General features: G+C 62.2%; 23 protein-coding genes and 1 pseudogene. 15 read left to right on the top strand and 9 right to left on the bottom strand.

The window, feature by feature from the left end:
• Nucleotides 1–537 precede the first annotated feature (537 nt).
• Nucleotides 538–1,068, top strand: a complete 531-nt coding sequence (locus B133_RS23710; RefSeq protein WP_157625859.1) for a DUF4189 domain-containing protein — start codon at nucleotides 538–540, stop codon at nucleotides 1,066–1,068.
• A gap of 425 nt (nucleotides 1,069–1,493) precedes the next feature.
• On the top strand, nucleotides 1,494–1,784 hold the full coding sequence (locus B133_RS0111830; protein WP_018601319.1) for a hypothetical protein: 291 nt from the start codon (nucleotides 1,494–1,496) through the stop codon (nucleotides 1,782–1,784).
• Between the two features lie 380 nt (nucleotides 1,785–2,164).
• Here the strand turns inward: B133_RS0111830 and B133_RS0111825 are convergent, their stop codons facing one another.
• Entirely contained in the window at nucleotides 2,165–2,365 is a 201-nt protein-coding gene (locus B133_RS0111825; protein WP_018601318.1) for a hypothetical protein, read from the bottom strand.
• An 82-nt stretch (nucleotides 2,366–2,447) separates the two neighbouring features.
• Nucleotides 2,448–2,582, bottom strand: a pseudogene (locus B133_RS24400) (short-chain dehydrogenase); the annotation flags it as partial.
• A 183-nt stretch (nucleotides 2,583–2,765) separates the two neighbouring features.
• On the opposite strand from B133_RS24400, the gene B133_RS0111820 reads away from it, so the two are divergent.
• On the top strand, nucleotides 2,766–3,050 hold the full coding sequence (locus B133_RS0111820) for a hypothetical protein (protein ID WP_232423286.1): 285 nt from the start codon (nucleotides 2,766–2,768) through the stop codon (nucleotides 3,048–3,050).
• A 54-nt stretch (nucleotides 3,051–3,104) separates the two neighbouring features.
• On the opposite strand, the gene B133_RS0111815 is transcribed toward B133_RS0111820, so the two are convergent.
• Both B133_RS0111815 and B133_RS0111810 read right to left on the bottom strand, forming a co-directional pair.
• The gene (locus tag B133_RS0111815) at nucleotides 3,105–4,007 is read right to left on the bottom strand and encodes a sigma-70 family RNA polymerase sigma factor (RefSeq protein ID WP_018601316.1); all 903 of its coding nucleotides are present in this window, start codon (nucleotides 4,005–4,007) and stop codon (nucleotides 3,105–3,107) included.
• On the bottom strand, nucleotides 4,004–4,429 hold the full coding sequence (locus tag B133_RS0111810; RefSeq protein ID WP_018601314.1) for a DoxX family protein: 426 nt from the start codon (nucleotides 4,427–4,429) through the stop codon (nucleotides 4,004–4,006). Before B133_RS0111810 ends, B133_RS0111815 begins: the two co-directional genes overlap by 4 nt.
• Before the next feature lie 194 nt (nucleotides 4,430–4,623).
• On the opposite strand from B133_RS0111810, the gene B133_RS0111805 reads away from it, so the two are divergent.
• Nucleotides 4,624–5,712: a diguanylate cyclase gene (locus B133_RS0111805; RefSeq protein WP_026256301.1), complete on the top strand. Its 1,089-nt coding sequence runs from the start codon at nucleotides 4,624–4,626 to the stop codon at nucleotides 5,710–5,712.
• Nucleotides 5,713–5,754: 42 nt separating this feature from the next.
• On the opposite strand, the gene B133_RS0111800 is transcribed toward B133_RS0111805, so the two are convergent.
• The 3 genes from B133_RS0111800 to B133_RS0111790 all read right to left on the bottom strand — a co-directional run bounded on the left by B133_RS0111800 (nucleotide 5,755) and on the right by B133_RS0111790 (nucleotide 7,539).
• Entirely contained in the window at nucleotides 5,755–6,195 is a 441-nt protein-coding gene (locus B133_RS0111800) for a nitroreductase family deazaflavin-dependent oxidoreductase (protein WP_198290996.1), read from the bottom strand.
• A gap of 78 nt (nucleotides 6,196–6,273) precedes the next feature.
• Nucleotides 6,274–7,083 carry an IclR family transcriptional regulator gene (locus tag B133_RS0111795; protein ID WP_018601309.1) on the bottom strand — a complete coding sequence of 270 codons (810 nt, stop codon included), beginning with the start codon at nucleotides 7,081–7,083 and terminating at the stop codon, nucleotides 6,274–6,276.
• 153 nt (nucleotides 7,084–7,236) lie between these two features.
• On the bottom strand, nucleotides 7,237–7,539 hold the full coding sequence (locus B133_RS0111790; protein ID WP_018601307.1) for a hypothetical protein: 303 nt from the start codon (nucleotides 7,537–7,539) through the stop codon (nucleotides 7,237–7,239).
• Between the two features lie 309 nt (nucleotides 7,540–7,848).
• Here B133_RS0111790 and B133_RS0111785 point away from each other — a divergent pair, with 309 nt between their 5' ends.
• Nucleotides 7,849–8,673 (top strand): IclR family transcriptional regulator, encoded by an 825-nt coding sequence (locus tag B133_RS0111785; protein WP_018601305.1) that lies wholly within the window; start codon nucleotides 7,849–7,851, stop codon nucleotides 8,671–8,673.
• Nucleotides 8,674–8,705: 32 nt separating this feature from the next.
• On the opposite strand, the gene B133_RS0111780 is transcribed toward B133_RS0111785, so the two are convergent.
• On the bottom strand, nucleotides 8,706–9,113 hold the full coding sequence (locus B133_RS0111780) for a helix-turn-helix domain-containing protein (RefSeq protein WP_018601303.1): 408 nt from the start codon (nucleotides 9,111–9,113) through the stop codon (nucleotides 8,706–8,708).
• Nucleotides 9,114–9,240: 127 nt separating this feature from the next.
• Nucleotides 9,241–12,069 (bottom strand): aconitate hydratase, encoded by a 2,829-nt coding sequence (locus tag B133_RS0111775; RefSeq protein ID WP_018601301.1) that lies wholly within the window; start codon nucleotides 12,067–12,069, stop codon nucleotides 9,241–9,243.
• Between the two features lie 417 nt (nucleotides 12,070–12,486).
• Here B133_RS0111775 and B133_RS0111770 point away from each other — a divergent pair, with 417 nt between their 5' ends.
• From B133_RS0111770 to sucC, 10 genes are all read left to right on the top strand, one after another.
• The gene (locus B133_RS0111770; protein WP_026256299.1) at nucleotides 12,487–13,965 is read left to right on the top strand and encodes a CitMHS family transporter; all 1,479 of its coding nucleotides are present in this window, start codon (nucleotides 12,487–12,489) and stop codon (nucleotides 13,963–13,965) included.
• A gap of 171 nt (nucleotides 13,966–14,136) precedes the next feature.
• Entirely contained in the window at nucleotides 14,137–16,377 is a 2,241-nt protein-coding gene (locus B133_RS0111765; protein ID WP_018601298.1) for an NADP-dependent isocitrate dehydrogenase, read from the top strand.
• A gap of 707 nt (nucleotides 16,378–17,084) precedes the next feature.
• Nucleotides 17,085–18,761, top strand: coding sequence for an acetolactate synthase large subunit (locus tag B133_RS0111760; RefSeq protein WP_018601296.1), 1,677 nt, complete (start codon nucleotides 17,085–17,087; stop codon nucleotides 18,759–18,761).
• On the top strand, nucleotides 18,758–19,897 hold the full coding sequence (locus tag B133_RS0111755) for a zinc-dependent alcohol dehydrogenase family protein (protein WP_018601293.1): 1,140 nt from the start codon (nucleotides 18,758–18,760) through the stop codon (nucleotides 19,895–19,897). The genes B133_RS0111760 and B133_RS0111755 overlap by 4 nt, the downstream gene beginning before the upstream one ends.
• Nucleotides 19,894–20,679 (top strand): poly(R)-hydroxyalkanoic acid synthase subunit PhaE, encoded by a 786-nt coding sequence (locus B133_RS0111750; RefSeq protein ID WP_018601291.1) that lies wholly within the window; start codon nucleotides 19,894–19,896, stop codon nucleotides 20,677–20,679. The genes B133_RS0111755 and B133_RS0111750 overlap by 4 nt, the downstream gene beginning before the upstream one ends.
• A gap of 2 nt (nucleotides 20,680–20,681) precedes the next feature.
• Entirely contained in the window at nucleotides 20,682–21,782 is a 1,101-nt protein-coding gene (gene phaC / locus B133_RS0111745; RefSeq protein ID WP_051088052.1) for a class III poly(R)-hydroxyalkanoic acid synthase subunit PhaC, read from the top strand.
• 67 nt (nucleotides 21,783–21,849) lie between these two features.
• Nucleotides 21,850–22,140: a hypothetical protein gene (locus tag B133_RS0111740; RefSeq protein ID WP_018601287.1), complete on the top strand. Its 291-nt coding sequence runs from the start codon at nucleotides 21,850–21,852 to the stop codon at nucleotides 22,138–22,140.
• 106 nt (nucleotides 22,141–22,246) lie between these two features.
• Nucleotides 22,247–23,533: an acetyl-CoA hydrolase/transferase family protein gene (locus B133_RS0111735; RefSeq protein WP_018601285.1), complete on the top strand. Its 1,287-nt coding sequence runs from the start codon at nucleotides 22,247–22,249 to the stop codon at nucleotides 23,531–23,533.
• A 63-nt stretch (nucleotides 23,534–23,596) separates the two neighbouring features.
• Nucleotides 23,597–24,442, top strand: a complete 846-nt coding sequence (locus B133_RS0111730; RefSeq protein ID WP_018601282.1) for an alpha/beta fold hydrolase — start codon at nucleotides 23,597–23,599, stop codon at nucleotides 24,440–24,442.
• A gap of 8 nt (nucleotides 24,443–24,450) precedes the next feature.
• Nucleotides 24,451–25,641 (top strand): ADP-forming succinate--CoA ligase subunit beta, encoded by a 1,191-nt coding sequence (gene sucC, locus B133_RS0111725; RefSeq protein ID WP_018601279.1) that lies wholly within the window; start codon nucleotides 24,451–24,453, stop codon nucleotides 25,639–25,641.
• Nucleotide 25,642: the final 1 nt, after the last annotated feature.

Raw genomic sequence — 25,642 nt, 5'->3', positions numbered from 1 at the left:
CAGCCGTCCGGCGACTTATTCCACATCTGTCACTATGACGCACCCGCTCTTTTTAGTGATTCCACTAATTACGGCGCGACCAAATATCGGTACTCGCCTCAGCTTCAGGATGAGCCCGTCGGCCCCATCTGGCAAGTATTCATTAGTTGCTCGAATACAATATTATGCCTACCATCACGCAGCGAATTGATCAATAATGAGTGGACAACTCAAATCGGTAATTCTTCTTTCTCCGGAGCGGTCGGGCGTTGCCCCGGATGCAGCAAGGGTCAAACACGATGACCGTCACACCTGGCACGATCCACATCCGCACCTGGTCCCTGCTTGTCAACGCGGCGGGCGATGCGACTGGCCATGGCCGCGACTTCGTCGAACCGTGGCGATGTGAGCTGAAAGCAACCAGCGCTCACACGCTCGTTCACCCACGCGTATCCGATCGCGCGAATCGAGGCCTCAAAAAGTGTCCGACCGGGGCGTGCGGCGTGCTCCTACAGGTGTATGAGCCCACCGCGGGCCTCAACTCGAGAGGAGATCGCCATGACCACCACCTATCGAAGCCCGTATCGTCACGGACTGATTGCGGCAGCCGCAACGCTGGTTACCGCCACGATGGCCGCCGGTGGGTTCGCCGCGGCCGGACCGGCAAATGCGCTACCGCCCGTCTCGCCCCCGACTCCACCCCCGACAATCGTTGAGGCTCCACCAACTCCACCCAGCACCTGGGTGGCGGTCAGCCGCGGATACCCCCAGACTGCCAACTCTCCGGGTGACCAGATCGGCGGCGTGGGAACTGGAGCGGATGAGCATTCCGCGATGATCGCCTCCCTTAACGACTGCACAAGCAAAGGTGGCGACCATTGCGGGTATATGGGCGGTACCCAGAGCGCATGTATCGCACTTGCCGTCGCCGGCACGAAGGATTGGGCCACCGGCATCGGCCCGTTCATCTACCGAGCTCAGCAAAGCGCCCTGGCGCAGAACCCAGGCGGCCACATCCTGACGTCGGGTTGTTCCACCAATGCCCCCACCATCGCGAAGAATCCGGGACCGCCGACCGCGGCCTCATAGAGCTAGCCACGGGCTTTCACCGGTCTGGGTTTGACGGGACCGCTGTTTGCTGAAGCTACCGGGTCGGTCGTGCCGCACGCGGCGCGACCGCTGACCCGTACGGCGCGACCGATTTTGCGGCCGCGTGCGGGAGGCATGGCTCACCATTGCCACTAACGACGCGAAGATCCTCGCCGCAGAACTCGGCATCTGACGAAAATTGGCTGGCCACAGCGAGCGCATTCGACTCCGAAGCCAAAGTTCTTCTGAATTCGACCTCTGGTTACTTGGTGCAGGAGTAGGGTCGCCGCATAAGTCATTGACTTTCCAATAGCGCGGTACTACAATCACTCGGCGAGTCAAGGGTCAAGGCAACTATGTCTCCCCGGATTACTTTTCCAATCGGCCGCAACGATGCGACCTTGATTCTAAACAAATAGGGAGACATGGTGAAAAAGAGCACCGAGAGGAAAACCAACTACCCGTCGAGTTTCGGTGTGCTGTTCGCGGGGATCCTGCTGTTTACGGCTGGCTGCGTGGCCTACTGGGTAATCGTGCACCAGACAGGTCACGGTGAGCTGTTCTGGAAACTCAGCGGCGTGGCGGCCTTGACCGCGATCGGCGGAGCTTTCGGCGCGCTGGCCCTTCGGAAGCCGATCAGTGCCTATGCGCGAGCTTATCGTTCGCAGTCCAGCCAGGGTCACTCAGATGGAGCGGCCGGGGCGGACGGGAGCTAGCAAACGGCGTGACGGATACCGGCGCGGGTCGCTTATTAGCGGTCTTCGTTTCTGGCCGTCGCGACGAAATGGTTCTCTCCCCGGGATAGTGAGTCGGACGGGAGATGCGTCCTGCGTCAAAATACAATTCCACGTATTTCGTCGGGATCGGTTCCGTCCCTCGGTTGTTGGTCGAAGGTCCAGTCTTGGTAAGGATTGCGGCTGGGCGTAGTGGAATGCGAACTGGACGGGCTCTTCTACGGCCCCGGTTTGTCTCGCGGCGCCCGGCTCTCTCCGAACTGATGCCGAACTGCGGCTGAACCGCTTCCGCAAAGTTGACTGTGCGGCTACTGGGGAACTTCTGTGCGTGGTGGGCGAACGTTGCGCAGCCCGGCCCAGTGTCAGTCCACGAACTCCGACTGGGTCTCGATAAAGTCCCAATCCGCCGCGGTCAGAACGTCACTGGCCTTATCGGTGCCAGGACCTCCGGCCTCGGCAATATGTTGTGACACCTGCGGCGGTAGTTCTTCAGCGCGCAGGTTCTCGCGCAGCCATTCCTTGCTGTCCAGGGGCAGATTGAGCCACCACTTGTAGATTTCCATCGCGGGACCACCTTCCGTCGAATTTAACCGTAGGCCCGGCGATCGGCGGCTACAAGGGGCGCTCTACTGCGCCGTGACAGGTGTATTCAACTGTCGGAGCGATCATTTCGGTCCGGATCAGCGAAAAGTGGACATTCGTCGCGCACATGTTCGGATGCGGTCGTTCGGCGTTGAGACTGCGGCCGAAGACCGCCAGTGCGCTCTTGGAGACCGCGTATGACAGAACTGCGGGAAAGTCGCATCACCACCTGGTCGCTTTGCGTGCATCGGACAACCTTCGGGGGAGTTTGGCCGCACCGACGCCCGGGTATGCCCAGTGGTCAGCGGCAGGTTCATGCAGGAGACAACGTTGGAAACTTATGAAGCGGATCCGAGCTCTGAGAAGCACCACATCGCTCAAGTGCGAATGATCAGCCTTGCGGCCGGTGTACTGGTCGGGTTGCGTTGTCGGCGCTGGGAAGATGAGATCGTCGAGTTGATCGAGGTAGCGCAGGGTTGTCGTATGTGCCCGTCCGAATTGGCCGAGGCCCTGGTGGATCTGGCCTCCGGTCGGCAGGTGACGACTGACGTGGACGACCTGCAGCCGGCATTCCGCACCGCACGGCGAGAGTGGGGCCATCTCCTGAGCGCAGCACCCGGTCGTTCGGCGCCTACCGTGAGCGGCGCGACCGTTCGATCGAGCTGATCCGGCGACTCTGGACGGAAGCCAAATAAGGTTCCGCGGCAAGCACCGACAAAGTCAATCGAGCACGGCGCTGACGTCGAGACGCAACAGTCGTCGCGGGTCGGCCAGCACATCGATTTCGGTGACCCGTTCGTCGACGACGACGAAGCCCATGACCGCTGCCACCCGGCCGGCTGCGACGATGACGGCACCCGCCACGCCGTTGACCGTAGCCGGGTGCACCTGTGCACCCGAGCGGGCATACACGCTGGCGAGCCGGGCCACGGCGTCGGCGCCGTGCTCCGATCGGCTGCCGCCTGGACCGAAGTCGCCGTGTAACACGACGTCGGGATGCAGAACCGACACCAACCGGTCGAGTTCTCCGCCGCGCGCGGCAGCGAAGAATGCGTCGACGACGTTTCGTTGGGTGGCCAGGTCGCGATCGGGTGATGTTCCGGCTGCTTGGATGCGCTGACGAGCCCGGCTGGCCAATTTGCGGGTGGCTTCCACCGAACGGTCGACGATCGGCGCGATGTCGTCGAACGGCACCGCGAACACGTCGTGCAACACGAAGGCAAGACGCTCCGCGGGTGCGAGCGTGTCGAGGACGACGAACAACGCCAACCCGACCGAGTCGGCCAGCAGCACTTGATGTTCCGGGTCGATGTCGTCTGGCGCGTCGATGACGGGATCCGGAATCGTCGAGAGTGATTCCTCCTGAGGCCGAATGTGCCGGGCGCGCAGCACATTCAAACAGATGCGGGCAACTACGGTGGTGAGCCAGGCGTCGATGTTGTGCACTGCCGTGGTATCGGCACCGCTGAGCCGCAGCCACGCTTCCTGCACGGCGTCCTCGGCGTCGGCGAGCGAACCGAGCATGCGGTAGGCCACCGCGCGTAACTGCGGACGGGCGCGTTCGAACGGCTCCGCCCACCGGTCGTTGTCCGGCATGGGGTCGCACTCCTTTGTCACGGTCATGGGCCGGATGCCGATCGATCCGCTGTGCCGCTGACGCGGCGGCTGGATGGACGCAGCGCCCACGATGCGACTACCAGTACGAGCGCGACGGCCAGAACTCCAAGCTCCTGCAAGTCCTTGCCCGTCGTCAAGTGCGAGACCATCGCCCCGGAGAAGACGAAGAAGGCGCCTGCGTATGCCCACTCCTTCAGCACGGGATATCCCGGGACCAGGATCGCTGCTCCGCCCAGCAGCTTCCAGGTCCCCAGGATCACCAGCAGATAGGTGGGATACCCGAGGTCGGTGACGACGTCGCGGACCATTGGAATACGCAGGACGTCCCAAATGCCGCCGAGGATCAGTTCTACGGCGAGTAGACCGGTGATGATCCAGTAGGCGACCGTGCGTGCGGAAGTGCTGTGAGTTGTGGTGATTGCAGTCATGTCGATGGCCTGTTCGCTGTGATCGGTGGACGTGCTCCTACTTCTCCGACACCTCAGGGCCACGCAATGTGACCGATAGCGCCATGCTGGGTGGTCTTGTTGGGCGGGAGTGGGACAATTGCGGCTGTGGCGCAGATTTTGAGCTGCCGGCCGCGACGGCCTTCCGTCGTAACAGTCGGTGAGGTGAGGGCGGCGTGAGTCCGTACGACCATTACTACGGACGCACCGCACACTTAGCGGCGCTTGGCCTGCGTGACAGGATGCGGGGGCTCAACGCGGTGTCCATGCTCGTGTTGAGTGTGGTACCGCTGCTCCTGTTCGCCAGCTCGATGGGGATGCGCGGCCCTGTGCGTTACACGGCGGGCCTGATCACCATCGGCGGGATCGTCATGGCCTGGCGGTGGTGGCGCCTGCAATGGCCCAGCCGGACCGAGTCCTGGATCATCCTTGCCGTCGGAGCTCTGGGGATCATCGTCACCTGCTTGGTGCTGACCAATCCGATGATCGGTCTGCTCGGCATGTCGGTCTACGCGATGCTCACCAGTTACGCGGCCTTCCTGCACAGCCGTCGGGTATGGGTGCTGACACTGGCTGCCGGTGAGATCGTCGCCGTGTACCTCGCGGTGCGAGTGGCGCTCACCGACGTCTTGTTGGGTGCGGCCGGCGCGATTGTCGTCAGCCTGGTCCTGGCGTTCCCGTCGCTGATGTGCCGAATGGCGGTGCAGCTCGTCGACCCCGACGCCATGCGGCATCCGGACGAAATCGAGCCCTTGACCGGGCTGCTCAACCGGGAGGCGTTCGACATCGCAGCGGCCACGATGTTCGGTGCCGCAAGTCGCCACGACGACCAGTACCTTGTCGTGGTTGCAGTGTCCATCGACGACGTGGCGCTGCTGACCGACATGGAAGGCGTGCATGGCACGCTCAGTGCGCGGGTTGCCGTCGGACGCGCATTGCGGGAGACGATTCGCCACAAGGTGCCGCTGGCACACATCACCGAAAGTGATTTTCTGATCGCCGACGTGTTCAAGACCAACGATCCGTCGCCGCTGATCGATCGAATACGTGGCTCGATCAATACCACTGAGATGCGGCTGACCACGAGTATCGGGTCCGTGTGCAGCCCGCTGCGCTCGGCGGCGGACCTTCCCGCAGAGGAAGCCGTCGACACCCTCGTAACCCTGGCAACGCGCGCGATGCAGCAGTCCAGGAGCGGTGGCGGCAACCGGGTCACCAGCGCCTACTACCCGACGTTGGCTTGTGGCGGCGAGTCTTCGGATTGAACGGGACGCTCAGCCAGTGGCGCTGACGTCCAGACGGTGCGCTTACTCCACCACGAAAACGGGGATCTGCCGCGCAGTTTTGGTTTGGTACTCGGCGTACGGCGGGTAGCTTTCGACGGCGAGTTTCCACCAGTGCGCGCGCTCGTCGCCGTCGAGTTCGCGTGCAGTCAGCTGGAGAACCTTGTCGCCGTCCTGCACTGTGACTGCCGGATTGGCCTTGACGTTGAAGTACCACGACGGGTGTTCCGGTGCGCCACCCTTCGACGCGACCATCGCGTACTTTCCGTTTTCCTCGACCCGCATCAGCGGCACGTACCGCTTCTTCCCAGACTTGGCGCCCGTTGTCGTGAACAAGACGACGGGGCGGTCGAGGATTTCGACGCCATCGGTGGTGCCCTGCTTGAGGATCTGTTCGGTCTGCTTGCGTACCCAGTCGGTCGGGCTCAGCTCGGCTTCAGTCACCACGGGCGCAACACCGGACATCGGCGGCATATTCCCAAGTGGTGATCCTTGATGTCTCGCTATCAGGCCAGGCGTTGGCGCGTAAGGTGATTCGTCAGCTCACACTGCGGTTTCGTTCCGGTGCCCGCAGGAGCGATTTGCGCCGTCGTCGCGAAACTCGGTAGCCAACTGTCGAGACAGGCTTCTACACGCCACGGTCAGCGCACCCGTAGCGGCTGTGACGTCGATATCGGAATCGCGGATTGTCAACTCGATCGCCGCAGCGACATTGCCCCCGCCGCTGAAGACCGGCACGGCAATCGATGAAGGGGCGCACTGCGATTCATCGCGCGCGGTCGCGACTTGCGTGAGCCGGATGACTGATAGTTCCTGGCGAAGCTTGTCCGGCGCGGTCATCGTCTTCGCCGCCCGCGTACCGTCGGCGAGGACTCGGTCGATGACGTTTGTCGGAGAGAAAGCCAGCAGGGCTTTTCCGATGGCGGTCGTATGTGCCGGCGGAGTCGGTGTCAGGGATGCCCCGGTAGCGCTCGGTCCGCTGTTCCCGAGAAAGACGATCTCGTCGTCGAGCAGCGTGCCCAGTTTGGCATCCGTGCGCATCGTCCAGGCCAACTCGTCGAGCACTGGACGAGCCCGCACCATGAGGATCGCGCGGTTCAGGACGTCAAAATCGGCCGCGTCTTTTCCGATGATTCGTAACGGCAGGCCGATCCGGTAACCGCCTTCGTCGGTGCGCTCCAACAGGCGCCAGGCCAGCAGCTCGGACACCAGACGATGCGTGGTCGATGTGGGCAGGTTTGCGATACTGGCGATCTCGGTCAGGGTAAGAACGGCGTCGCCACTGAATGCCATCAGTATTGCCGCGACTTTGCTGGTGACCGAACGGCCCGGATCTGTCGAATTGCCTGCCATGAGCCTGTACTCCCGGAGATGCGGCGTGAACAACGTGCATGTGAACGCGAGCCCGCCGTCGAGTCGACCGTGGCGTCGAACCTGGACTGACACACGATGAGCGGGCTACGGCCCGGGTGGGGCGCGCAGCCCGCTCGTTGTCGATCGAACCGTTTACTTGGCGACCGGCTGCGTGGCTGCGAGGATGCGCTGGGCGAAGTCGCGCTGGTTGGTCAGAAGCCGCTCGATGAAGTCGAAATTGGAATCGATGAGGTCTGCGGCGGTAGGGAACTGCTTGGTGAAGTCGGCGAATTCCGGACCCTTGTAGTCCTTGGCGAACTCCGGCAGTTGTGCGGCGAGCTTGTTGGCCGTCTCGGTCCAGATGGTGACTGCCTCGACGACGGCGTCCTGCGTCTTGCGGACGGTCTCCAGCGCCTGTTCCTGAACCTTCTGACCGATTTCTTGTGCGGTGTTCATTGTTTCTCCCTGGGTAGCTGTGTAGTTCGGATACGAACATCGATAACTATAGTTAACGCATGCACTGAATGTCAATCGATTGTGGTGGGTTGGTTGCGGTCCTGGCGGGATCGGCCCGTGGGCAAGCCTTGAATCCGGGCACTCCTAGAAGTGCCAGTTGGCAGCACAACCCCGTCGAGGAATACTTTTTGAGGAGCTCCGGCTGGGGCGGATGCGGGTGCGGGCATTCAGTGCGACCGGCGATATGATCTATGTCACACGTCTCTGGTGGGCCCCGTGGAGGAGCTTTCACCACGTCAGGAAGGTTCAATGGCAGGAAATTCGACAGGGCCCGGGCAGTCGGTCACGAGCAGGATCGCCGCGATTCTGCTGGCGTTCACTGACAGCAATGTGCACTCGTTGACCGAGATCGCCCGGCTGACCCGGTTGCCGGTTTCGACTGCACACCGCTTTGCGGTCGAGCTGGCCGCCACGGACTTCCTGGAGCGCGACGCCTCGGGGCGTTATCGCGTCGCGCCTCGGTTGCGGCACCTGGGAGCGGCTGGGTGGCGACCGCCGACCCTGGCGGAACGTGGCCCGTTTGTACTCGATGATCTGTCGGCCGCGACGCATCGCACTGCGCGCCTGGGAGTGCTGCGCGGGACCGCGGTCCATTACATCGAGAAACGACCCAGCCAGCCGGTCACGAGCTTCGATACCTCCGCAACGCTTCCGGCGCACGCGACCGCGCTCGGCAAAGCCCTGCTGGCGTTTTCTCCGCCACGGAACATCGAGCGGCTGATCATGAATGGCCTGCCTGAGTTCACCAAGAACACCATCACGTCACCCGATCAATTGCGGCACACCCTTGTCTCCATACGACGGGCGGGATTCGCTGTGTCTGTCGGTGAACTTGAGATCGGATCGAACGCGGTCGCGATGCCGGTGTTCGGTGATCGCAAGGCGATTGCAGTGCTGGAGTTGCGGGTGTCCGACCCGCGCCGGGAGCTGGCGACAGTTACGGCTGCTCTCGCGATGGCCTGTGGCAGCCTGGCTCGTGAGCTAAAAGGCGGATCTCTCGACGAGCAGCCGAGGGAACGGCTTTTGCGTACGGTTCCGTACGAAGCATCGATGACGCTCGACTCTGCGTTATAGCTGAACCGATGTGGTCCGCGGGGGAGTTCGGTTCAGCCCTCTGCGAGGAAGCTGCGATAGACGCCGAGCAGCGCCTCACGTTGCGCCTGGCTCAATCGAGGATCGGTCTTGATCGCCCGCTCGGTGTTCATTGAGTCCGGGTCCTCCGTCGCTGACGTGGTGGACGCTCCGTCCGGCTCCGCGACACCGGCCTGGCGCAGCAGGTCGGCGGTGGGTATACCGAGTGCGTCGGCGATCGATCGCATCACCTTCAGCGACGGCTGATGGAGGTCACGCTCGACCTGACTGAGGTACGCGTTGGAGACGGCCGTCATTGCGGCCATTTCTCGCAGCGACAGGTGCGCCAGTTGGCGCTGCATACGGATGAAGCTGCCAAGCGTGTCTGCCTGGGGCTGCCAAGGATCCTTCGGACCTGACGACGGATCATCCTCGGTTGTCATGCCGCTATTGTGCCGGGTCGCGGTCAACGACTTCGACGAGCACCGCCATTGGGCGTGGAGGCTATCGGTATCCCGAGGATGGCCACCGTCTTAAGCAAGCAACACGCTCATCCGCGATGTTTACCTCCTAGGTCGATTTGAGCATGTTGCGCAGTACGTATTGCAGGATGCCGCCGTTGCGGTAGTAGTCGGCTTCGCCGGGGGTGTCGATGCGGACCACTGCGTCGAATTCGACTTTGGAGCCGTTTTCTTTGGTGGCTGTGACGTGTACGGTCTTCGGGGTTTTGCCTTCGTTGAGCGCTTCGATGCCGGTGATGTCGAACACTTCGGTGCCGTCGAGTTTGAGGCTGGCGGCCGATTCACCCGGGGGGAATTGCAGTGGGATGACGCCCATGCCGATCAGGTTGGACCGGTGGATGCGCTCAAAGGATTCGGTGATGACGGCCTTCACGCCGAGCAGGACGGTGCCTTTGGCCGCCCAGTCGCGCGACGAGCCGGAGCCATACTCCTTGCCGCCCAGCACGACCAGCGGGATGCCAGCCTTCTTGTAGTTGACCGACGCGTCGTAGATGAAGGCTTGCGGGCCGCCGTTTTGGGTGAAGTCCCGGGTGTAGCCGCCAGAGACGACTTCTCCCAATCCGGCGAGTACCTGGTTGCTGAGCCGGATGTTGGCGAAGGTACCGCGGATCATGACTTCGTGGTTGCCGCGCCGCGAGCCCAGCGAGTTGTAATCCTTGCGTGCCACTCCGTTGGCGTCGAGGTATTGGGCGGCGGGGGTGCCGGGTTTGATGGATCCGGCGGGGCTGATGTGGTCGGTAGTGACCGAATCACCCAGCAAGGCAAGCACTCTGGCGCCGGTGATGTCCTTGACGGGCTGCGGTTCGGCCGGCATCCCGTCGAAGTACGGGGCTTTGCGCACGTAGGTGGAGGCTTCGTCCCAGGCGAAGGTATTTCCATCGGGGGTGGGCAGCGAGCGCCAGCGGTCGTCGCCTGTGAAGACGTCGGCGTAGGAGTCGGTGAACATGTCCCGGTTGATCGAGGAGGTGATGGTTTCCTCGATTTCGGCTGCGGTGGGCCAAATGTCTTTGAGGAAGACGTCGTTGCCGTTCTGATCCTTGCCCAGGGGGTCGGTTTCGAAGTCGAAGTCCATGGTGCCGGCGATGCCGTAGGCGATGACCAGCGGTGGCGAGGCTAGGTAGTTCATCTTGACGTCGGGGGAGATGCGGCCCTCGAAGTTGCGGTTACCCGACAACACGGCAGTGACGGTGAGGTCGTTGTCGTTGATGGCTGCCGAGATTTCTTCGGGGAGTGGGCCGGTGTTGCCGATGCACGTGGTGCAGCCGTAGCCGCCCAGGTAGTAGCCCAGCTTCTCTAGGTAGGGCCATACGCCGGCCTTGTTGTAGTAGTCGGTGACGACTTGTGATCCGGGGGCCATGTTGGTTTTGACCCAGGGTTTGGTGGTGAGGCCTTTTTCGACGGCTTTTTTGGCGAGCAGGGCCGCGCCGAGCATCACCGACGGGTTGGAGGTGTTGGTGCAGGAGGTGATGCCGGCGACGGCGACGGCGCCGTGGTCGAGCACGAACTCGCCGCGCTCCTCCGAGCGCACGGTGATGGGTTTGGAGGGGCGGCCGGTGGCGCCGTTGGCCGCCGACGGACGAACGTCCTCGGCACCGTCGTCGGCGAAGGACAGGGCGGCCGGGTCTGAGGCGGGGAAGGATTCTTCGACGGCCTCGTCGAGATGGGTGTGTTCGACAGGCAGGTTCTCTTCGACGTAGTTGTGGATGTCTTTGCGGAAGGCGTTCTTGGCGTCGGAGAGTTCGATGCGGTCTTGGGGGCGTTTGGGGCCGGCGATTGAGGGGACCACGGTGGATAGGTCTAGTTCTAGGTATTCGGAGAAGGCGGGTTCGTGTTCGGGGTTGTGCCACATGCCCTGGGCCTTGGCGTAGGCCTCGACCAGTGCGAGTTGGTCTTCGGTGCGCCCGGTCAGCCGCAGATAGTCGATGGTCACGTCATCGATCGGGAAGATGGCTGCGGTGGAACCGAATTCGGGGCTCATGTTGCCCAGGGTGGCGCGGTTGGCTAGGGGCACTTCGGCGACGCCGTTGCCGTAGAACTCGACGAATTTCCCGACGACGCCGTGGCGGCGGAGCATGTCGGTGACGGTGAGCACGACGTCGGTGGCGGTGACGCCGGGTTTGATTTCGCCGGTCAGTTTGAAGCCGACGACGCGGGGGATGAGCATCGAGACGGGTTGGCCGAGCATGGCGGCTTCGGCTTCGATGCCGCCGACGCCCCAGCCCAGTACGCCCAGGCCGTTGACCATGGTGGTGTGGCTGTCGGTGCCCACGCAGGTGTCGGGGTAGGCGACTCCGTTGCGTTCGAATATCACGCGGGCGAGGTATTCGATGTTGACTTGGTGCACGATGCCGGTGCCGGGGGGGACGACTTTGAAGTCGTCGAAAGCGCCCTGGCCCCAACGCAGGAACTGGTAGCGCTCGCCGTTCCGTTCGTATTCCAGTGCAACATTCTTTTCGAACGCATCCGGGTTGCCGAACACATCCAGGATGACCGAGTGGTCGATGACCAGCTCGGCCGGGGAGAGGGGGTTGACCTTTTCCGGGTCGCCGCCCAGCGCGGCGACGGCTTCGCGCATGGTGGCCAGGTCCACTACGCAGGGCACGCCGGTGAAGTCCTGCATGATCACCCGGGCCGGGGTGAACTGGATCTCGATGCTCGGATCGGCCTGGGGGTCCCAGTGGGCGATCGCTTCGATGTGTTCTTTGGTGATGTTGGCGCCGTCCTCGGTGCGCAACAGATTCTCGGCGAGCACCTTGAGGCTGTAGGGCAGCTTCTCGGTACCGGGTACCGCGTCCAAACGATAAATCTCATAACTGTTGTCCCCAACAGTCAGAGTGTCACGGGCACCAAAAGTGTTCACCGAATTCGTGCTGCTCATAAGTCAACTCCCGGCTAGATCATCGCCGCGACGGGCTGTGTCGGCGGAGTTCCCGACCCTGACGCCATGGTGCTGTTAACAAGGCAGGTCCGGTCGCTCGCATCCAGTCTCGCGCTAAGCGGCGTGTGCTGTCATCATTTTGGGCAAGATCACGTAACCATTCCGCGCCCGTCGGATAAAACAGGCAAGTTGCTTGTGGCACAATTACTTTCCACTGAGTGAAACACGCGACCGCGCAATTCTCATCTCGCGACTGTGAAATCATCACTTGGCAGGTCAGATCTGGGCGGATTGGTCCAAAACTAGCTCATGACAGTGCTTGTCGGGTCTATGGTCGTCGCCAGTGGCCACTGTGTACGCGACTTCTGTCAGTCCGTTCTTCACGGTGTTCGACTGTTCTTCTCGGGAGGTGAACTGATGCTCGTCGGTCTCGGATTTCTCATGATCGCTGTATTCATGACTTTGATTCTGACTAAACGATGGACGCCAGTGGCCGCGTTGATACTCGTCCCTATCGCGTTCGGGATCCTCGCCGTACAACTCGGGGTGGCGAACGTAGCCGATAAGGGCGTCGCCGCCGCAATTATGAGTGCAATCAAGGATTTTGCGCCGACCGCGGCGTTGCTATTCTTTGCAATCACCTATTTCGGATTGATGATCGATGTAGGTCTGTTCGACCCGGTGATCCGGTTCATCCTCCGAGTGGTCGGTAACAGCCCGGTGCGGGTTGTGCTGGGTACCGCGCTGCTGGCGGCGATGGTTTCGCTCGACGGCGACGGTTCGACGACCTTCATCATCACCGTGTCGGCGCTGTTGCCCATTTACCTGAGGCTCGGGATGAGTCCCGTCGTGCTCACCACAGTGGCCGTGCTGGCCAACGGCGTACTCAATATCGTGCCCTGGGGCGGGCCAACGGTGCGGGCCGCGACGGTGTTGAAGGTGTCCCCGAACGATCTCTTCCTGCCCATGGTGCCCGGCATGGCGGTGGCCTTGGTGGCGGTGCTGATACTGGCGTACATGCTGGGGCGCTCGGAGAAGAAACGGCTGCTGGCCTCCGGTAAAACTCTGGATACCGTCGCCGAATCGCTCAGTGTGAGCAAGCCGACCACCGCCACCGCAGTCGCCGAAGGCGGCAGCGGCGGCGGCAGCCGAAGCCACGGTGGCGATCACGGGTTGGACATCCTCCCGCCCCACGTGGGTGATCCCGACGCCGAACTGGATTACGCCGAGGACAACCCCGACATGATCACCGGGCTGGATCCGAATCGATCGACGCTGCGTCCGAAGCTGATTTGGTTCAACGCCGCGTTGACCATCGTCCTGCTGGTCATGCTCGGGATGGACATCTTCCCACTCGGCCTGCTGTTCATGATCGCCGCGGCCATCGGTTTAGTTGTGAATTTCCCCAACCCGCACGACCAGTCCGAGCGGATCAAGGCGCACGCCAGTTCGATCGTTGCCGTGGTCTCCATGGTCTTCGCTGCTGCGGTCCTGGTCGGCATTTTGGACGGCACCGGGATGGTCACGGCCATGGCCGATGCCATCGTGGCGGTGGTGCCGTCCGGTCTCGGGCCCTGGTTCGCCGTGATCACCGGCATCTTGAGCATGCCGCTCACGTTCTTCATGAGCAACGATGCGTTCTATTTCGGTGTTCTGCCCATCCTGTCCGAGGCCGCGGCCCAGTACGGCATCACACCTGTCGAGATGGCCCGGGCTTCCATCGTCGGGCAGCCCGTCCACCTGACCAGCCCACTCGTTCCAGCGATGCTCCTGCTGATCTCCCTGGCCAGGGTCGACCTCGCCGACTTTCACAAGAAGGCCATCTGGCGAGCGGCTATCTGCTCATTGGTCATGCTTGGCGTCGCAATCGCCATCGGCGTCGTCCCCATCGGCTGACGTCCCACTACGAGAGATAGAGAGCGTCCGACATTGAGTCGGCTCGGAGCCGTTCATAGAATGAGAGCGCAGAATCGGAACTCCGGGCTTGCCACGTGTGGACGCATCCAGTGACCACTCCAACGTGAAATGCCGTTGAACCTCACCGAAACTGACGCCGGGAGAACCAGAATGAGTGCTGAGCAACCGACCATCATCTACACGCTGACAGACGAGGCCCCGCTGCTGGCGACCTATGCCTTTCTGCCTATAGTCCAGGCGTTCACCCAGCCCGCCGGCATCGAGGTCGAGACCAAAGACATCTCGATGCCCGCTCGCATCCTCGCCGAGTTCTCCGACCACCTGACCGACACCCAGCAGGTGTCGGACGACCTCACCGACTTGGCTCGGCTGACACAGCTACCGGACACCAACATCATCAAGCTGCCGAATATCAGCGCCTCGGTGCCGCAGCTCACTGCCGCTATCAAGGAGTTGCAGGAGAAGGGCTACGCAATTCCGGACTACCCCGCGGATCCGAAGACCGACGAGGAAAAGACCATCAAAGAGCGCTACGCCAAGGTGCTTGGCAGCGCGGTGAATCCGGTGCTGCGGGAAGGTAACTCGGATCGTCGCGCACCCAAAGCGGTGAAGGAGTACGCGCGCAAGCACCCGCACAGCATGGGCAAGTGGTCGATGGCCTCGCGCACCCACATGGCCTGCATGCGCCACGGCGACTTCTACGCCGGCGAGAAGTCGATGACCTTGGATCGCGCGCGCGACGTGAAGATGGAGCTGGTGACCAAGAGCGGCGAGACGATCGTGCTCAAGCCCAAGGTGTCGTTGGACGCCGGCGAGATCATCGATTCGATGTTCATGAGCAAGAAGGCATTGTGCGAGTTCTACGAGGAACAGATCGAGGATGCATACCAGACCGGCGTGCTGTTCTCATTGCACGTCAAGGCCACGATGATGAAGGTCAGCCACCCCATTGTCTTCGGTCACTGTGTGAAGATCTTCTACAAGGACGCCTTCGCCAAGCATCAGCAGCTGTTCGACGAGCTGGGCGTCAACGTCAACAACGGCATGTCGGATCTCTACAGCAAGATCGAGTCGCTGCCGGCAGCGAAACGCGAGGAGATCATCCAAGATCTGCACGCGTGTCATGAGCATCGGCCCGAGCTGGCCATGGTGGATTCGGCCAGGGGTATCACAAATTTCCATTCCCCCAGTGACGTCATCGTCGATGCGTCGATGCCCGCGATGCTTCGCGCAGGCGGCAAGATGTACGGGCCCGACGGAAAGCTCAGGGACACCAAGGCGGTCAACCCGGAGTCCACCTTCTCGCGGATCTACCAGGAGGTCATCAACTTCTGCAAGACCAACGGCCAGTTCGACCCCACGACGATGGGCACCGTGCCCAATGTCGGTCTGATGGCGCAGAAGGCCGAGGAGTACGGCAGCCACGACAAGACGTTCGAGATTCCTGAGGACGGCGTGGCCAATATCGTGGATGTCGACACCGGCGAGGTGTTGTTGACCCAGAACGTGGAAACCGGCGATATCTGGCGCATGTGCACCGTCAAAGACGCGCCGATCCGCGACTGGGTCAAGCTCGCCGTGACCCGGGCACGCAACTCCGGCATGCCCGCACTGTTCTGGCTGGACCCGTACCGTCCGCATGAGAACGAGATGATTAAGAAGGTCCAGACCTACCTGAAGGATCACGATACCGAGGGCCTCGACATCCAGATCATGTCGCAGGTGCGTTCCATCCGGTACACGATGGAGCGCCTGATTCGCGGGCTGGACACCATCGCTGTCACGGGCAACATCCTGCGGGACTACCTCACCGACCTGTTCCCGATCCTGGAACTGGGCACCAGCGCCAAGATGCTGTCCGTCGTGCCGCTGATGGCCGGCGGCGGATTGTACGAAACGGGAGCCGGCGGCACAGCACCCAAGCTTGTCAGGCAGCTGGTCGAGGAGAATCACCTCGAGTGGGATTCGCTCGGCGAGTTTCTGGCTCTGGGCGCCTGTTTCGAGGACGTGGGCAACAAGACCGGCGACAAGCGGGCCATGCTGTTGGCCACGACTCTCGACTCCGCGATCGGCAAGCTGCTCGACAACGACAAGAGTCCGTCGCGCAATACCGGTGAACTCGACAACCGCGGCAGCCAGTTCTACCTCACCATGTACTGGGCACAGGAACTCGCCCGGCAGACCGAAGACCAGGAGCTGGCCGAACACTTCGCGCCGCTGGCCAAGGCATTGGCCGAGGACGAAGAGACAATCGTGACCGAACTCGCAGAAATACAGGGCAAGCCGGTGGATTTCGGAGGCTACTACGCGCCGGACAAGGAGACGACCGCTGCCGTGATGCGGCCGAGCAAGACGTTCAACGCCGCACTGACGGGCCAAGCCAAGGTCTAACCTTCCTGCTCAATGAGCAGGTGTGAGTTCTGTTGTGCCTGAATGACGTTGGGCGATTCAGGTGAGCGCTTTTGATTCGCTGCCGGCGTGCGACAAGGGCAAAGTGTCCTCGCCATGACAGTAGTTTCTCGCTGTCTTGGTGTAACTGCTGCGTCTGAAAAGTGCTATGACAGCTCCAATTTCACTGGATGGAAACTCCGATCGAACTGTTGACGCGCCGCCGTGTGTGTCGAGAGCATTCTGGTATGCCTGGAACGGATTGTGTTCTGCGTCGATCGCCTGCTGCGGATAGGGAACCGGTCGCGGATCGTCTTCGCCCAGCGCGTCGCTGTGACCGGGTGGCATTCGGTAGCGCAAACCCGAAATGTGCCTTGGAACTTCGGCTGTCGGCATAGAGTGTTGGCGACAGTCTTCAATGCTCTGTACCGATCTGCATTGCGGGTTTGGACTGTGGTCCGACCAACCGACCACGCGGAGGTTCAGGAAATGATGAACACGGGTGCCGCTGGAGAACAAACCTCGTGCCAATCACTTTCGACTTCCGTTGGCCTGCAACTAGATCCGAGCCGAGTGCACACGTTGCATACCAGGCTCGGGCTGGGTCGTCGTCGCGAAACTGTGCTGGCGTCGAGACGTTCCCCACCGATGATTCCGCCAGCGATGAACTCATTTGACATGAACAGCCTCACACGTAAAGGGATGACCGCATGACCAAGGGTTCGGATCTGTTCGTCAGGGCGCTGGAGAACGAGGGCGTTGAGCGCATCTTCGGTGTGCCGGGGGAGGAGAACCTCGACACGGTTGAATCGCTACGGACGTCGAGCATCGAGCTCGTCGTCACCCGCCATGAGCAATCGGCGGCGTTCATGGCGGCCACATACGGCCGGCTCACCGGCCGGCCCGGTGTTTGCATGAGCACACTGGGTCCTGGTGCATTGAACCTTGCGACGGGTGCGGCCTACGCACACCTGGGCGCGATGCCGATGATTCTGATCACCGGCCAGAAGGCCATCAGGAGTAGCCAGCAGGCGCGCTTCCAGATCGTCGACATGGTGGCGACGATGAAACCACTGACCAAGTTCTCCCGCCAGATCGCCAGCACGTCGAGCATCCCCACCGTGGTGCGGGAGGCCTTCCGGGTGGCCATGGAGGAACGGCCGGGTCCGGTGCACTTGGAGTTGCCGGAAGATATCGCCGGCGAGTCATGTGCTGAGGTGCCGCTGATTTCTCTGCACGAAGTCGAGTTGCCGATAGCTCCCGCGGTGGCCATCGACCGGGTCGCCGAGATGATCCGCGGGGCGGCCCGCCCACTCGTCATGCTCGGAGCCGGTGCCAGTCGGCCGCGGCTGGGCGCATACCTGGGCGAGTTCCTGACGCGCACACGGATGCCGTTCATCACCACCCAGATGGGCAAGGGCGTGGTGGCCGGCGATCCGGATGGAGCACCCGTCGAGCAGTGGTTGGGCACTGCCGCACTGTCGGAGCGCGACTACGTGCACGAGGCGATCGATCGCGCCGACGTGATCCTCGCGATCGGTCACGACACGGTCGAGAAGCCACCATTCTTGATGGGGCCGACTGGCCCCACGGTCATTCACGTGGGATATACCGCGGCCAACGTGGAAGAGGTGTACTTCCCGCACGCTTCTCTCGTCGGCGACATCGGGCCTGGTCTGCTGCTGTTGGCCGACCGGCTTGAGGGGCAACTGCCGAACGGTTCGGCGCTGCTGCCGCTGCGGGACTTCATCCTCGGCCAGGTCATGGAGGGATCCGACGACGGCCGCTTCCCCATCGTGCCGCAGCGCATCGTGGCCGATGTACGCAAGGTGATGCCGGCGGACGGGATCGTGGCGCTGGACAACGGCATGTACAAGATCTGGTTTGCCCGCAATTACCGCACCCCGATGTCCAATACGCTGCTGCTGGACAATGCGCTGGCCACTATGGGAGCCGGTCTGCCGTCGGCGATGATGGCCGCGGTCACCTATCCGGGGCGCCGGGTTCTCGCGGTGTGCGGCGATGGCGGGTTCATGATGAATTCGCAGGAGCTCGAAACGGCGGTCCGGCTCGGGCTGAACCTCGTGGTGCTGATCCTTCAGGACAATGCCTACGGCATGATCCGCTGGAAACAGGCCGTCGATAAGTTCCCCGACTTCGGTATGACGTTCGGCAATCCGGATTTCGTGTCCTACGCACAGTCGTACGGTGCGCAGGGATCGGTCGTGCAGTCGTGCGAGGATTTCGTTCCCGTCTTGGAGTCGGCATTCGAGCGCGGCGGTGTGCAGTTGGTGGTGGTACCGGTCGACTATTCGGAGAACACCCGAGTCCTGGTTGACGAGCTGCAGAACCGTGTTCCCGCTCCCTCGGAGGTGCTCCCGTCATGATCACCAGAGCCGCTGTGCTGAACGCGATGGGTGCCGATTCGCCGTATGCGTCGTCGAAGCCCCTCACGATCGAGACTTTGGAGCTGGATGGGCCGGGCCCGGGCGAGGTTCTAGTCAAGGTCAAGGCCGCGGGGCTCTGTCATTCCGACCTGTCGGTGATCAACGGCAGTCGCCCCCGCCCGATGCCCATGGCGTTGGGGCATGAGGCGGCGGGCATCGTCGAGGAGGTCGGCCCGTCGGAGGGCGGCGGAGAACCGGATCTGCGGCCCGGCGATCACGTGGTGTTTGTTTTCGTGCCGTCGTGCGGGCATTGCGAGCCGTGCACCGAAGGTCGTCCGGCGTTGTGCGAACCGGGTGCAGCGGCCAACGGGGCGGGCACGCTGCTCTCGGGTGCGCGCCGGCTGCACCGTGAAGACGGGACTGACGTCAATCACCACCTGGGTGTATCGGGATTCGCCGAATATGCCACGGTGTCCCGGCGCTCACTAGTCAAGGTCGACCCGGACTTGCCCCTGACCGAAGCAGCGTTGTTCGGCTGCGCGGTTCTGACCGGGGCGGGTGCGGTCATCAACACCGCACGGATGCCGGCCGGCGCCTCTGCCGCAGTGATCGGACTCGGCGGCGTTGGTCTGGCAGCCCTGCTTGGCGCCGTGGCCGCCGGCGCGCGTTCGATCGTCGCCGTTGACCTCTCCGACGAGAAACTGACATTCGCCAGTGAGCTCGGTGCCACCTCGACGATCAACGCGGCCGATCCCGAGGCCGCCGAGCAGGTGCGGGCCGCGACCGGTGGCGGCGTGGAGTATGCATTCGACTTCACCGGATCGACGCGGGCGCTCGACCTCGGCTACCGGATCACGCGCCGCGGTGGCATGACGGTGACTGCCGGGCTTCCCGCACCGAACGCGACGATGCCGTTGGCGCCGGTCACCTTGGTGGCCGAAGAACGGACCCTCAAGGGCAGCTACATCGGCACAGCCGTGCCCACCCGCGATATCCCGCGCTACATCGCGCTGTATCGACTGGGCCGGCTGCCTGTCGACCGACTCCTCACCGGCACCATCGAGCTGGACGACATCAACGAAGGCTTCGATCGTCTTCACGATGGTCAGGCGATCCGCCAGGTGATCGCGCTATGACCGCAGAATCCTGGGAGGACCAGGCCAAACGGTGGCGCCAGATGTACGTGGACCAGGCGGCGCAGGCACAGAATTGGTTCAACCAGTCCGAGGGCGCCATGCCGGGCACCCCGGCGTTCACGGACTTATGGCGGTCATGGACGACGCTGGGTAACTCCTTGTGGGGGTCGTCGACGAACGGTGTCAGCAAGGGGATCCCGGGTGCCGGCGTGATGGGCGGTCTGCCGGATTCGATCTCGTTGTCGTTGGCCGGTGGCGGTGTCGTCAGTGACGTACTGCGGAAAGTGACGGAAGGACCCAGTTTCGCCGACGTAGGTGCGCCGGAGCGACTGATGGCCAGGGTGATGGAACAGTGGCTGGCGGTCCAGAAATCCACCCAGGAGTACGAATTAATCCTGGCGGCCAATTGGGCCGAAACCAATACCCGCTATGCCGCGCAGATGGCGGAGCGCCATCGCACCGGGCAAGGCGAACTCGACGCAAAAGAAGCACTCAAGGTCTGGTTGGATATCTCGAATCAGGTTCTTCTCGAGACACAACGATCAGAGAAGTTTCTGGCTGCACAGCGGCAGCTGCTGCGAGACGGACTGGATTTCATCCTTGTCGAACGCGAATTCATCGAGAATCTGGTCAAACCGATAGGCCTGCCGACACGATCTGAAATCGACGAAGTGCATCAGAACGTACACGAACTCAAAAAGCAGGTCAAAGCGCTACAGAAAACTCTGCGGGCACTGACAGACACGGAGTCGAGTGCGTCCGGTGACAAGGGTGAGGAGTGACGATGATGCCGATTCCGAATGCGGCCGAGCTCATGCAAGAGGCTTCGGCCCTCAATGCAAAGATCACCGCGGGGATGGAGCGGCTCAGCAGTATCAAGGACTCCGAGGTCGAGATCGCGACGACCCCCAAGGACGAGATCCTGCGCACCGACAAGGTCACGCTGTCGCGGTATCGGCCCCTGGCAGAACAGCGGATCCGGACCCCGTTGCTGATTGTGTACAGCCTCATCGGCCGTTACACGATGACCGACCTGCAAGAGGATCGATCACTGGTCCGCAAACTGCTGGGTCTGGGCATCGATGTGTGGGTGGTGGACTGGGGCAATGCCAGTCGCGCGGATCGCTGGCTGAGCATCGACGATTACGTGTCGGGTTACATCGACGAATGTGTGACCGCCATGCGCAACGCCACAGGAGCGGACAAGGTCAACCTTCTCGGTATCTGCGAGGGCGGCGTGTTCACGCTCGCGTACGCGGCCCTGGAGCCGGCGAAAGTGCAAAACTTGGTGTTGGCCGTGACACCGCTCGATTTTCACGCCGATGAGGAAGAGGATGATCCCGGGAAGGGGTTCATCAACGTATGGACACGTAGCCTCACCAAGGATGACGTCGACAAGATGATCGACGTGTGGGGAGTGCTTCCCGGCGAATTCATGGGTGCTGTCTTCTCGATGCTTACGCCGGTGCGATCCGCTACCAAATACAATTTGGACATACTCGATGTCGTCGACGACGATGACAAATTCCTGAATTTCCTGCGCATGGAGAAGTGGCTTGCAGATCGGCCTGACCATGCCGGTGAAGCCGCGCGGGAATGGTTGCAGGATCTTTACCAGGACAACAAGCTCATCAAGAACACCTGGAAGCTCGGCGACCGCAATGTCGATCTTCGGCAGGTCACCATGCCGGTTCTCAATATTTTCGCGTCGGGTGACCACATCATTCCGCCGGCGACGTCGAAAGCCCTGAACGGGAAACTGGGCACAAGCGATTACACCGAAATGGGCCTGCGCGGTGGTCACATCGGGCTGTTCGTCTCCTCCAAATCGCAAGGAATAGTCGGCAACGGCATTACCGAGTGGCTGGCGGATCGCGACACCTGACGCGGCTTCTGGCCTACCACCGTAGCTTCCACCTGCCAGCATCCAACCAAGTAGAGAGGCTGTACTCATGAACCCCGGTGATTTCACCAACACCAACTTCGATCCGGCGAGTCTCGATAAGACCATTGCGCAGATCCGAGAAATGACCGAAAAGCTGATCGAATCCAACAGGACCGCCGGCCGGGCCGCACTGGACGCCTACGAGAAGGCGTTACGGAGCATGGTCGATTTTCAGGAACGCGTAGCTCGCGGCGGAAATCAGCTCGACTGGATCTCGGCGTTGGCCTCGGCACACACAAAATTCGTCGAAGACATCAGCGCGGCGTACGTCAAAGCTGCCCGGGACTCGGTCAAGTAGGTCTCTCTGCGGACGTACCCATCCGAGGCGGATTCTCGACGATTCGCCGCAACAACAACATTCGCTCCACGAACAACATGCCATGCTGCCAGGAAGACGACGACCGATGACTTCTCACAACATTCTCACCCCGCCGGTACCACCTGAGGCCGTACTCGAGCACATCAAACCGGGCGCGGACCTCATCATGCCGAATGCCAACGGCGAGCCGGTCAAGGTGGTCGACGCCCTGGAGGAACACGCGCAAGAATTGCAGGACGTCCGGATTCATCAGATGCACGCGCTGCGGGAGCGGCGCTACATCAACGGGGAGTTCGGCGACCATTTGCGGTATGTGTCGTATTTCTTGGCGCCGGCGTCGCGCAAGGCGTTTCTGGCCGGCAAGTGCGACCTGGTGCCGAACCATTTCTGCGAGGTGCCAGACCTGCTGCAGCGTTACACCAAATGCTCACTGGTGATCGCCGCGGCATCGCCGCCGAACCGGCAGGGCTACTTCTCGTTGGGCACCAACTGCGACTACACCGCCTCCCTGATCGGGCGGGCACCGTTCTTCTTAGAGGCCAACGCACAGATGCCGCGCACGTTCGGCGGTAATCAGGTGCACATCAGCCAGGTGGTGGGCTGGACAGAGGCGGATTACCCCTTGGTCGAAGGTCACGCGGTGGTGCCCACCGACAAGGATCAGGCCATCGCAGCGCTGGTTGCCGAACGGATCCCGGACCGGGCCACCATTCAGGCCGGCATCGGGGGCATGCCCAATGCGTTGCTGTCGATGCTCAAGGGGCACAAGGATCTTGGTGTGCACACCGAGTTGCTCTCCGACGGCGTGATCGACCTGGTCGAGTCCGGTGTGGTGACCGGCACCCACAAGCAGTTTCGCCGCGGCAAGATCGTGACCACCCTGGCATTGGGCTCCCGGCGGCTCTACGACTTCCTGCACGAGAACTCGGCGGTCGATTTCGCGCCGGTGGACTGGGTCAACGATCCGCGGGTCATCGCCCGGGAGCCGAACTTCGTTTCCATCAACGCCACCACCGAGGTCGACTTCTACGGGCAGTGCGCCTCGGAGACCGTGGCCGGAAAGTACTTCTCCTCCAGCGGAGGGCAGTATGACTTCGCCCGCGGCGCAGTGTATTCCGATGGCGGCCAGGGTTTCATCGTGTTGCAGTCGACCACCCGGGATGGTTCGAAGTCGAAGATCACACCGACGCTGACTCCCGGGTCGGTGGTCACCACGTCCAAGAACACCGTCGACAAGATCGTCACCGAATACGGGGTGGCGGAGATGCGCGGCAAAACGCTGCGCGAACGTGCGCGGGCCCTCATCGCCATCGCACACCCCAACTTCCGCGACGAATTGACCGCCGCCGCGCGAGAGATGGCGCTGATCTGACAAGTGCACGAACAGTCAGCGGACAACAGTGGGAAGGACGTCAACGATGGTGGTAGAGCAAGCGTGATAGTCGACAGCGAGATGGCGCTGGCATCAGACGGCACCCGGTTGTTCGTGTCGGAGTACGGCCAAGGCGACGATGTGCTGTTTATTCCCGGCCTGGGATATGCCGGATGGTGCTGGGAGCGTCAGGTCGGTCCGATCTCGGAATTCGCCCGCATGCTGGCGATGGACAACCGGGGCGTGGGACATTCAGACAAGCCGCGGAGCCGCTATTCCATCGAGCAGATGGCCGACGACGCCTACGAGGTGCTGCGGCAGAAGGCGCGCGGTCCGGCTCATGTGGTGGGAACCTCGATGGGCGGCTATATCGCGCAGAGTTTGGCGCTGCGCCATCCGGACGTGGTCCGATCGTTGATTCTGGTGTCCACCACCAGCGGCGGCGAGGGCTGCACCCCGGTCCCGGATGAGACATTGAGATGTTGGATAGGAGCGTCGGGGCTCAGTCCCGCCGAGTTCGCGCGCGCCACCATGCCGATGTCTTTCACCCCCGGCTGGGCAGGACAGCACCCGGAGGAGTTCGAAGAACTGTTGGCGCTTCGATTACACGCAAGTACGCCGACGGCCACGTGGCGGTTGCAGTTCGAGGCGAGTGCCGTCTTCCTGCATGACGGTCTTCCACAGGGCGACATCAACCGGCCGATCACGATTGTGCACGGGACCGCAGATCGCGTCGTGCCGTACGCAAATGCCGCCCATCTCGTGCGCCGACACCCCCATGCGTCGGTGATCACGCTGGACGGAGCCGGACATCTCTGCTGGATCGAGCGCCCCGATGTGTTCAACGACATTGTTCGTACCGCAGTGTCGGCCACAGGCAATGAAGATCTCGGTAACACTTTCAGATAGGCGGCAAAATGGATCTGTTGGAACATCAGGCAAGAGACATATTCGCCAAACACGGCGTACCGGTATTGGACGCCGCCGTCGCTGAAACCCCCGCTGAGGCCAGAGAGGCAGCACTGCGTCTCGGCGGGGGTCGCGTCGTGGTGAAAGCTCAGGTCAAGACCGGAGGGCGGGGTAAAGCCGGTGGGGTGAAGCTTGCGGACGGGCCAGATGACGCGCAAGACAAGGCCGCTGAGATTCTGGGGCTGAATATCAAGGGGCACACCGTCAATCGGGTGATGCTCGCTCCGGCAGCCGATATCGCCGACGAGTACTACTTCTCGTTGCTCCTCGACCGGGCGAACCGCGCGTATCTCGCCATGGCGTCGGTCGAGGGAGGCATGGACATCGAACAGGTCGCGGCCACCAAGCCCTCCGCATTGGCGCGAATACCCATCGACGCTCTTGATGGCATCGATGCGGACAAAGCGCGCGAGATCGTCGAGGCGGCAGCCTTTCCCGACGATGTCCGTGATCAAGTCGCCGCGATCATCGAGCAACTGTGGCAGGTCTTCGTATCCGAGGACGCCACGTTGGTCGAGGTGAACCCGATGGTCAAGACCGAGGATGGACGCGTACTGGCACTCGACGCGAAAATATCCCTCGATTCGAATGCGGCATTTCGCCAGCCCGGTCACGCCGAATTGGAGGACAGTGCGGCCACTGACCCGCTGGAAGCCAAGGCAAAGGCAAAGGACCTCAATTACGTCAAGCTGGACGGCGAGATCGGCGTCATCGGCAACGGCGCGGGGTTGGTGATGTCGACGCTGGATGTCGTCGCGTACGCGGGTGAAGAATTCGGCGGTGTCGCACCCGCGAACTTCCTCGACATCGGTGGCGGCGCGTCAGCTGCGACCATGGCCGACGGACTCGGCATCATCCTGAGCGACCCGGCCGTAAAGAGCATATTTGTCAACATCTTCGGCGGCATCACGGCATGCGATGAAGTGGCCGGCGGCATCGTCCAGGCCATCGACATGCTCGAGCGCCAGGGCGAGGCGGTCAACAAGCCGCTTGTCGTACGGCTCGACGGTAACAATGCCGCCGAAGGGCGTCGGATCCTCGAGGAGGCCGCACTCGATTTCGTCGAGCGCGTCGACACTATGGACGGAGGCGCCCGCCGGGCCGCCGAACTTGCCGGGTCCACGGGTAAAGGAGCCTGAA

Origin of the sequence: Mycobacterium sp. 155 (genome assembly GCF_000373905.1) — a bacterium.
In the GTDB taxonomy this organism is placed as follows: Bacteria; Actinomycetota; Actinomycetes; order Mycobacteriales; family Mycobacteriaceae; genus Mycobacterium.
The sequence above is the reverse complement of the archived record's forward strand: the minus strand, read 5'-3'. Positions and strand labels throughout refer to the sequence as shown.

Coding starts and splice junctions, on each gene's coding strand:
- B133_RS0111830 (WP_018601319.1), top strand. CDS start 1,494: ATGGTGAAAAAGAGCACCGAGAGGAAAACCAACTACCCGTCGAGTTTC.
- B133_RS0111735 (WP_018601285.1), top strand. CDS start 22,247: ATGACTTCTCACAACATTCTCACCCCGCCGGTACCACCTGAGGCCGTA.
- B133_RS0111775 (WP_018601301.1), bottom strand. CDS start 12,069: ATGAGCAGCACGAATTCGGTGAACACTTTTGGTGCCCGTGACACTCTG.
- B133_RS23710 (WP_157625859.1), top strand. CDS start 538: ATGACCACCACCTATCGAAGCCCGTATCGTCACGGACTGATTGCGGCA.
- phaC (WP_051088052.1), top strand. CDS start 20,682: ATGATGCCGATTCCGAATGCGGCCGAGCTCATGCAAGAGGCTTCGGCC.
- B133_RS0111825 (WP_018601318.1), bottom strand. CDS start 2,365: ATGGAAATCTACAAGTGGTGGCTCAATCTGCCCCTGGACAGCAAGGAA.
- B133_RS0111800 (WP_198290996.1), bottom strand. CDS start 6,195: ATGTCCGGTGTTGCGCCCGTGGTGACTGAAGCCGAGCTGAGCCCGACC.
- B133_RS0111765 (WP_018601298.1), top strand. CDS start 14,137: ATGAGTGCTGAGCAACCGACCATCATCTACACGCTGACAGACGAGGCC.
- B133_RS0111755 (WP_018601293.1), top strand. CDS start 18,758: ATGATCACCAGAGCCGCTGTGCTGAACGCGATGGGTGCCGATTCGCCG.
- B133_RS0111810 (WP_018601314.1), bottom strand. CDS start 4,429: ATGACTGCAATCACCACAACTCACAGCACTTCCGCACGCACGGTCGCC.
- B133_RS0111785 (WP_018601305.1), top strand. CDS start 7,849: ATGGCAGGAAATTCGACAGGGCCCGGGCAGTCGGTCACGAGCAGGATC.
- sucC (WP_018601279.1), top strand. CDS start 24,451: ATGGATCTGTTGGAACATCAGGCAAGAGACATATTCGCCAAACACGGC.
- B133_RS0111780 (WP_018601303.1), bottom strand. CDS start 9,113: ATGACAACCGAGGATGATCCGTCGTCAGGTCCGAAGGATCCTTGGCAG.
- B133_RS0111795 (WP_018601309.1), bottom strand. CDS start 7,083: ATGGCAGGCAATTCGACAGATCCGGGCCGTTCGGTCACCAGCAAAGTC.
- B133_RS0111790 (WP_018601307.1), bottom strand. CDS start 7,539: ATGAACACCGCACAAGAAATCGGTCAGAAGGTTCAGGAACAGGCGCTG.
- B133_RS0111740 (WP_018601287.1), top strand. CDS start 21,850: ATGAACCCCGGTGATTTCACCAACACCAACTTCGATCCGGCGAGTCTC.
- B133_RS0111770 (WP_026256299.1), top strand. CDS start 12,487: ATGCTCGTCGGTCTCGGATTTCTCATGATCGCTGTATTCATGACTTTG.
- B133_RS0111815 (WP_018601316.1), bottom strand. CDS start 4,007: ATGACCGTGACAAAGGAGTGCGACCCCATGCCGGACAACGACCGGTGG.
- B133_RS0111760 (WP_018601296.1), top strand. CDS start 17,085: ATGACCAAGGGTTCGGATCTGTTCGTCAGGGCGCTGGAGAACGAGGGC.
- B133_RS0111750 (WP_018601291.1), top strand. CDS start 19,894: ATGACCGCAGAATCCTGGGAGGACCAGGCCAAACGGTGGCGCCAGATG.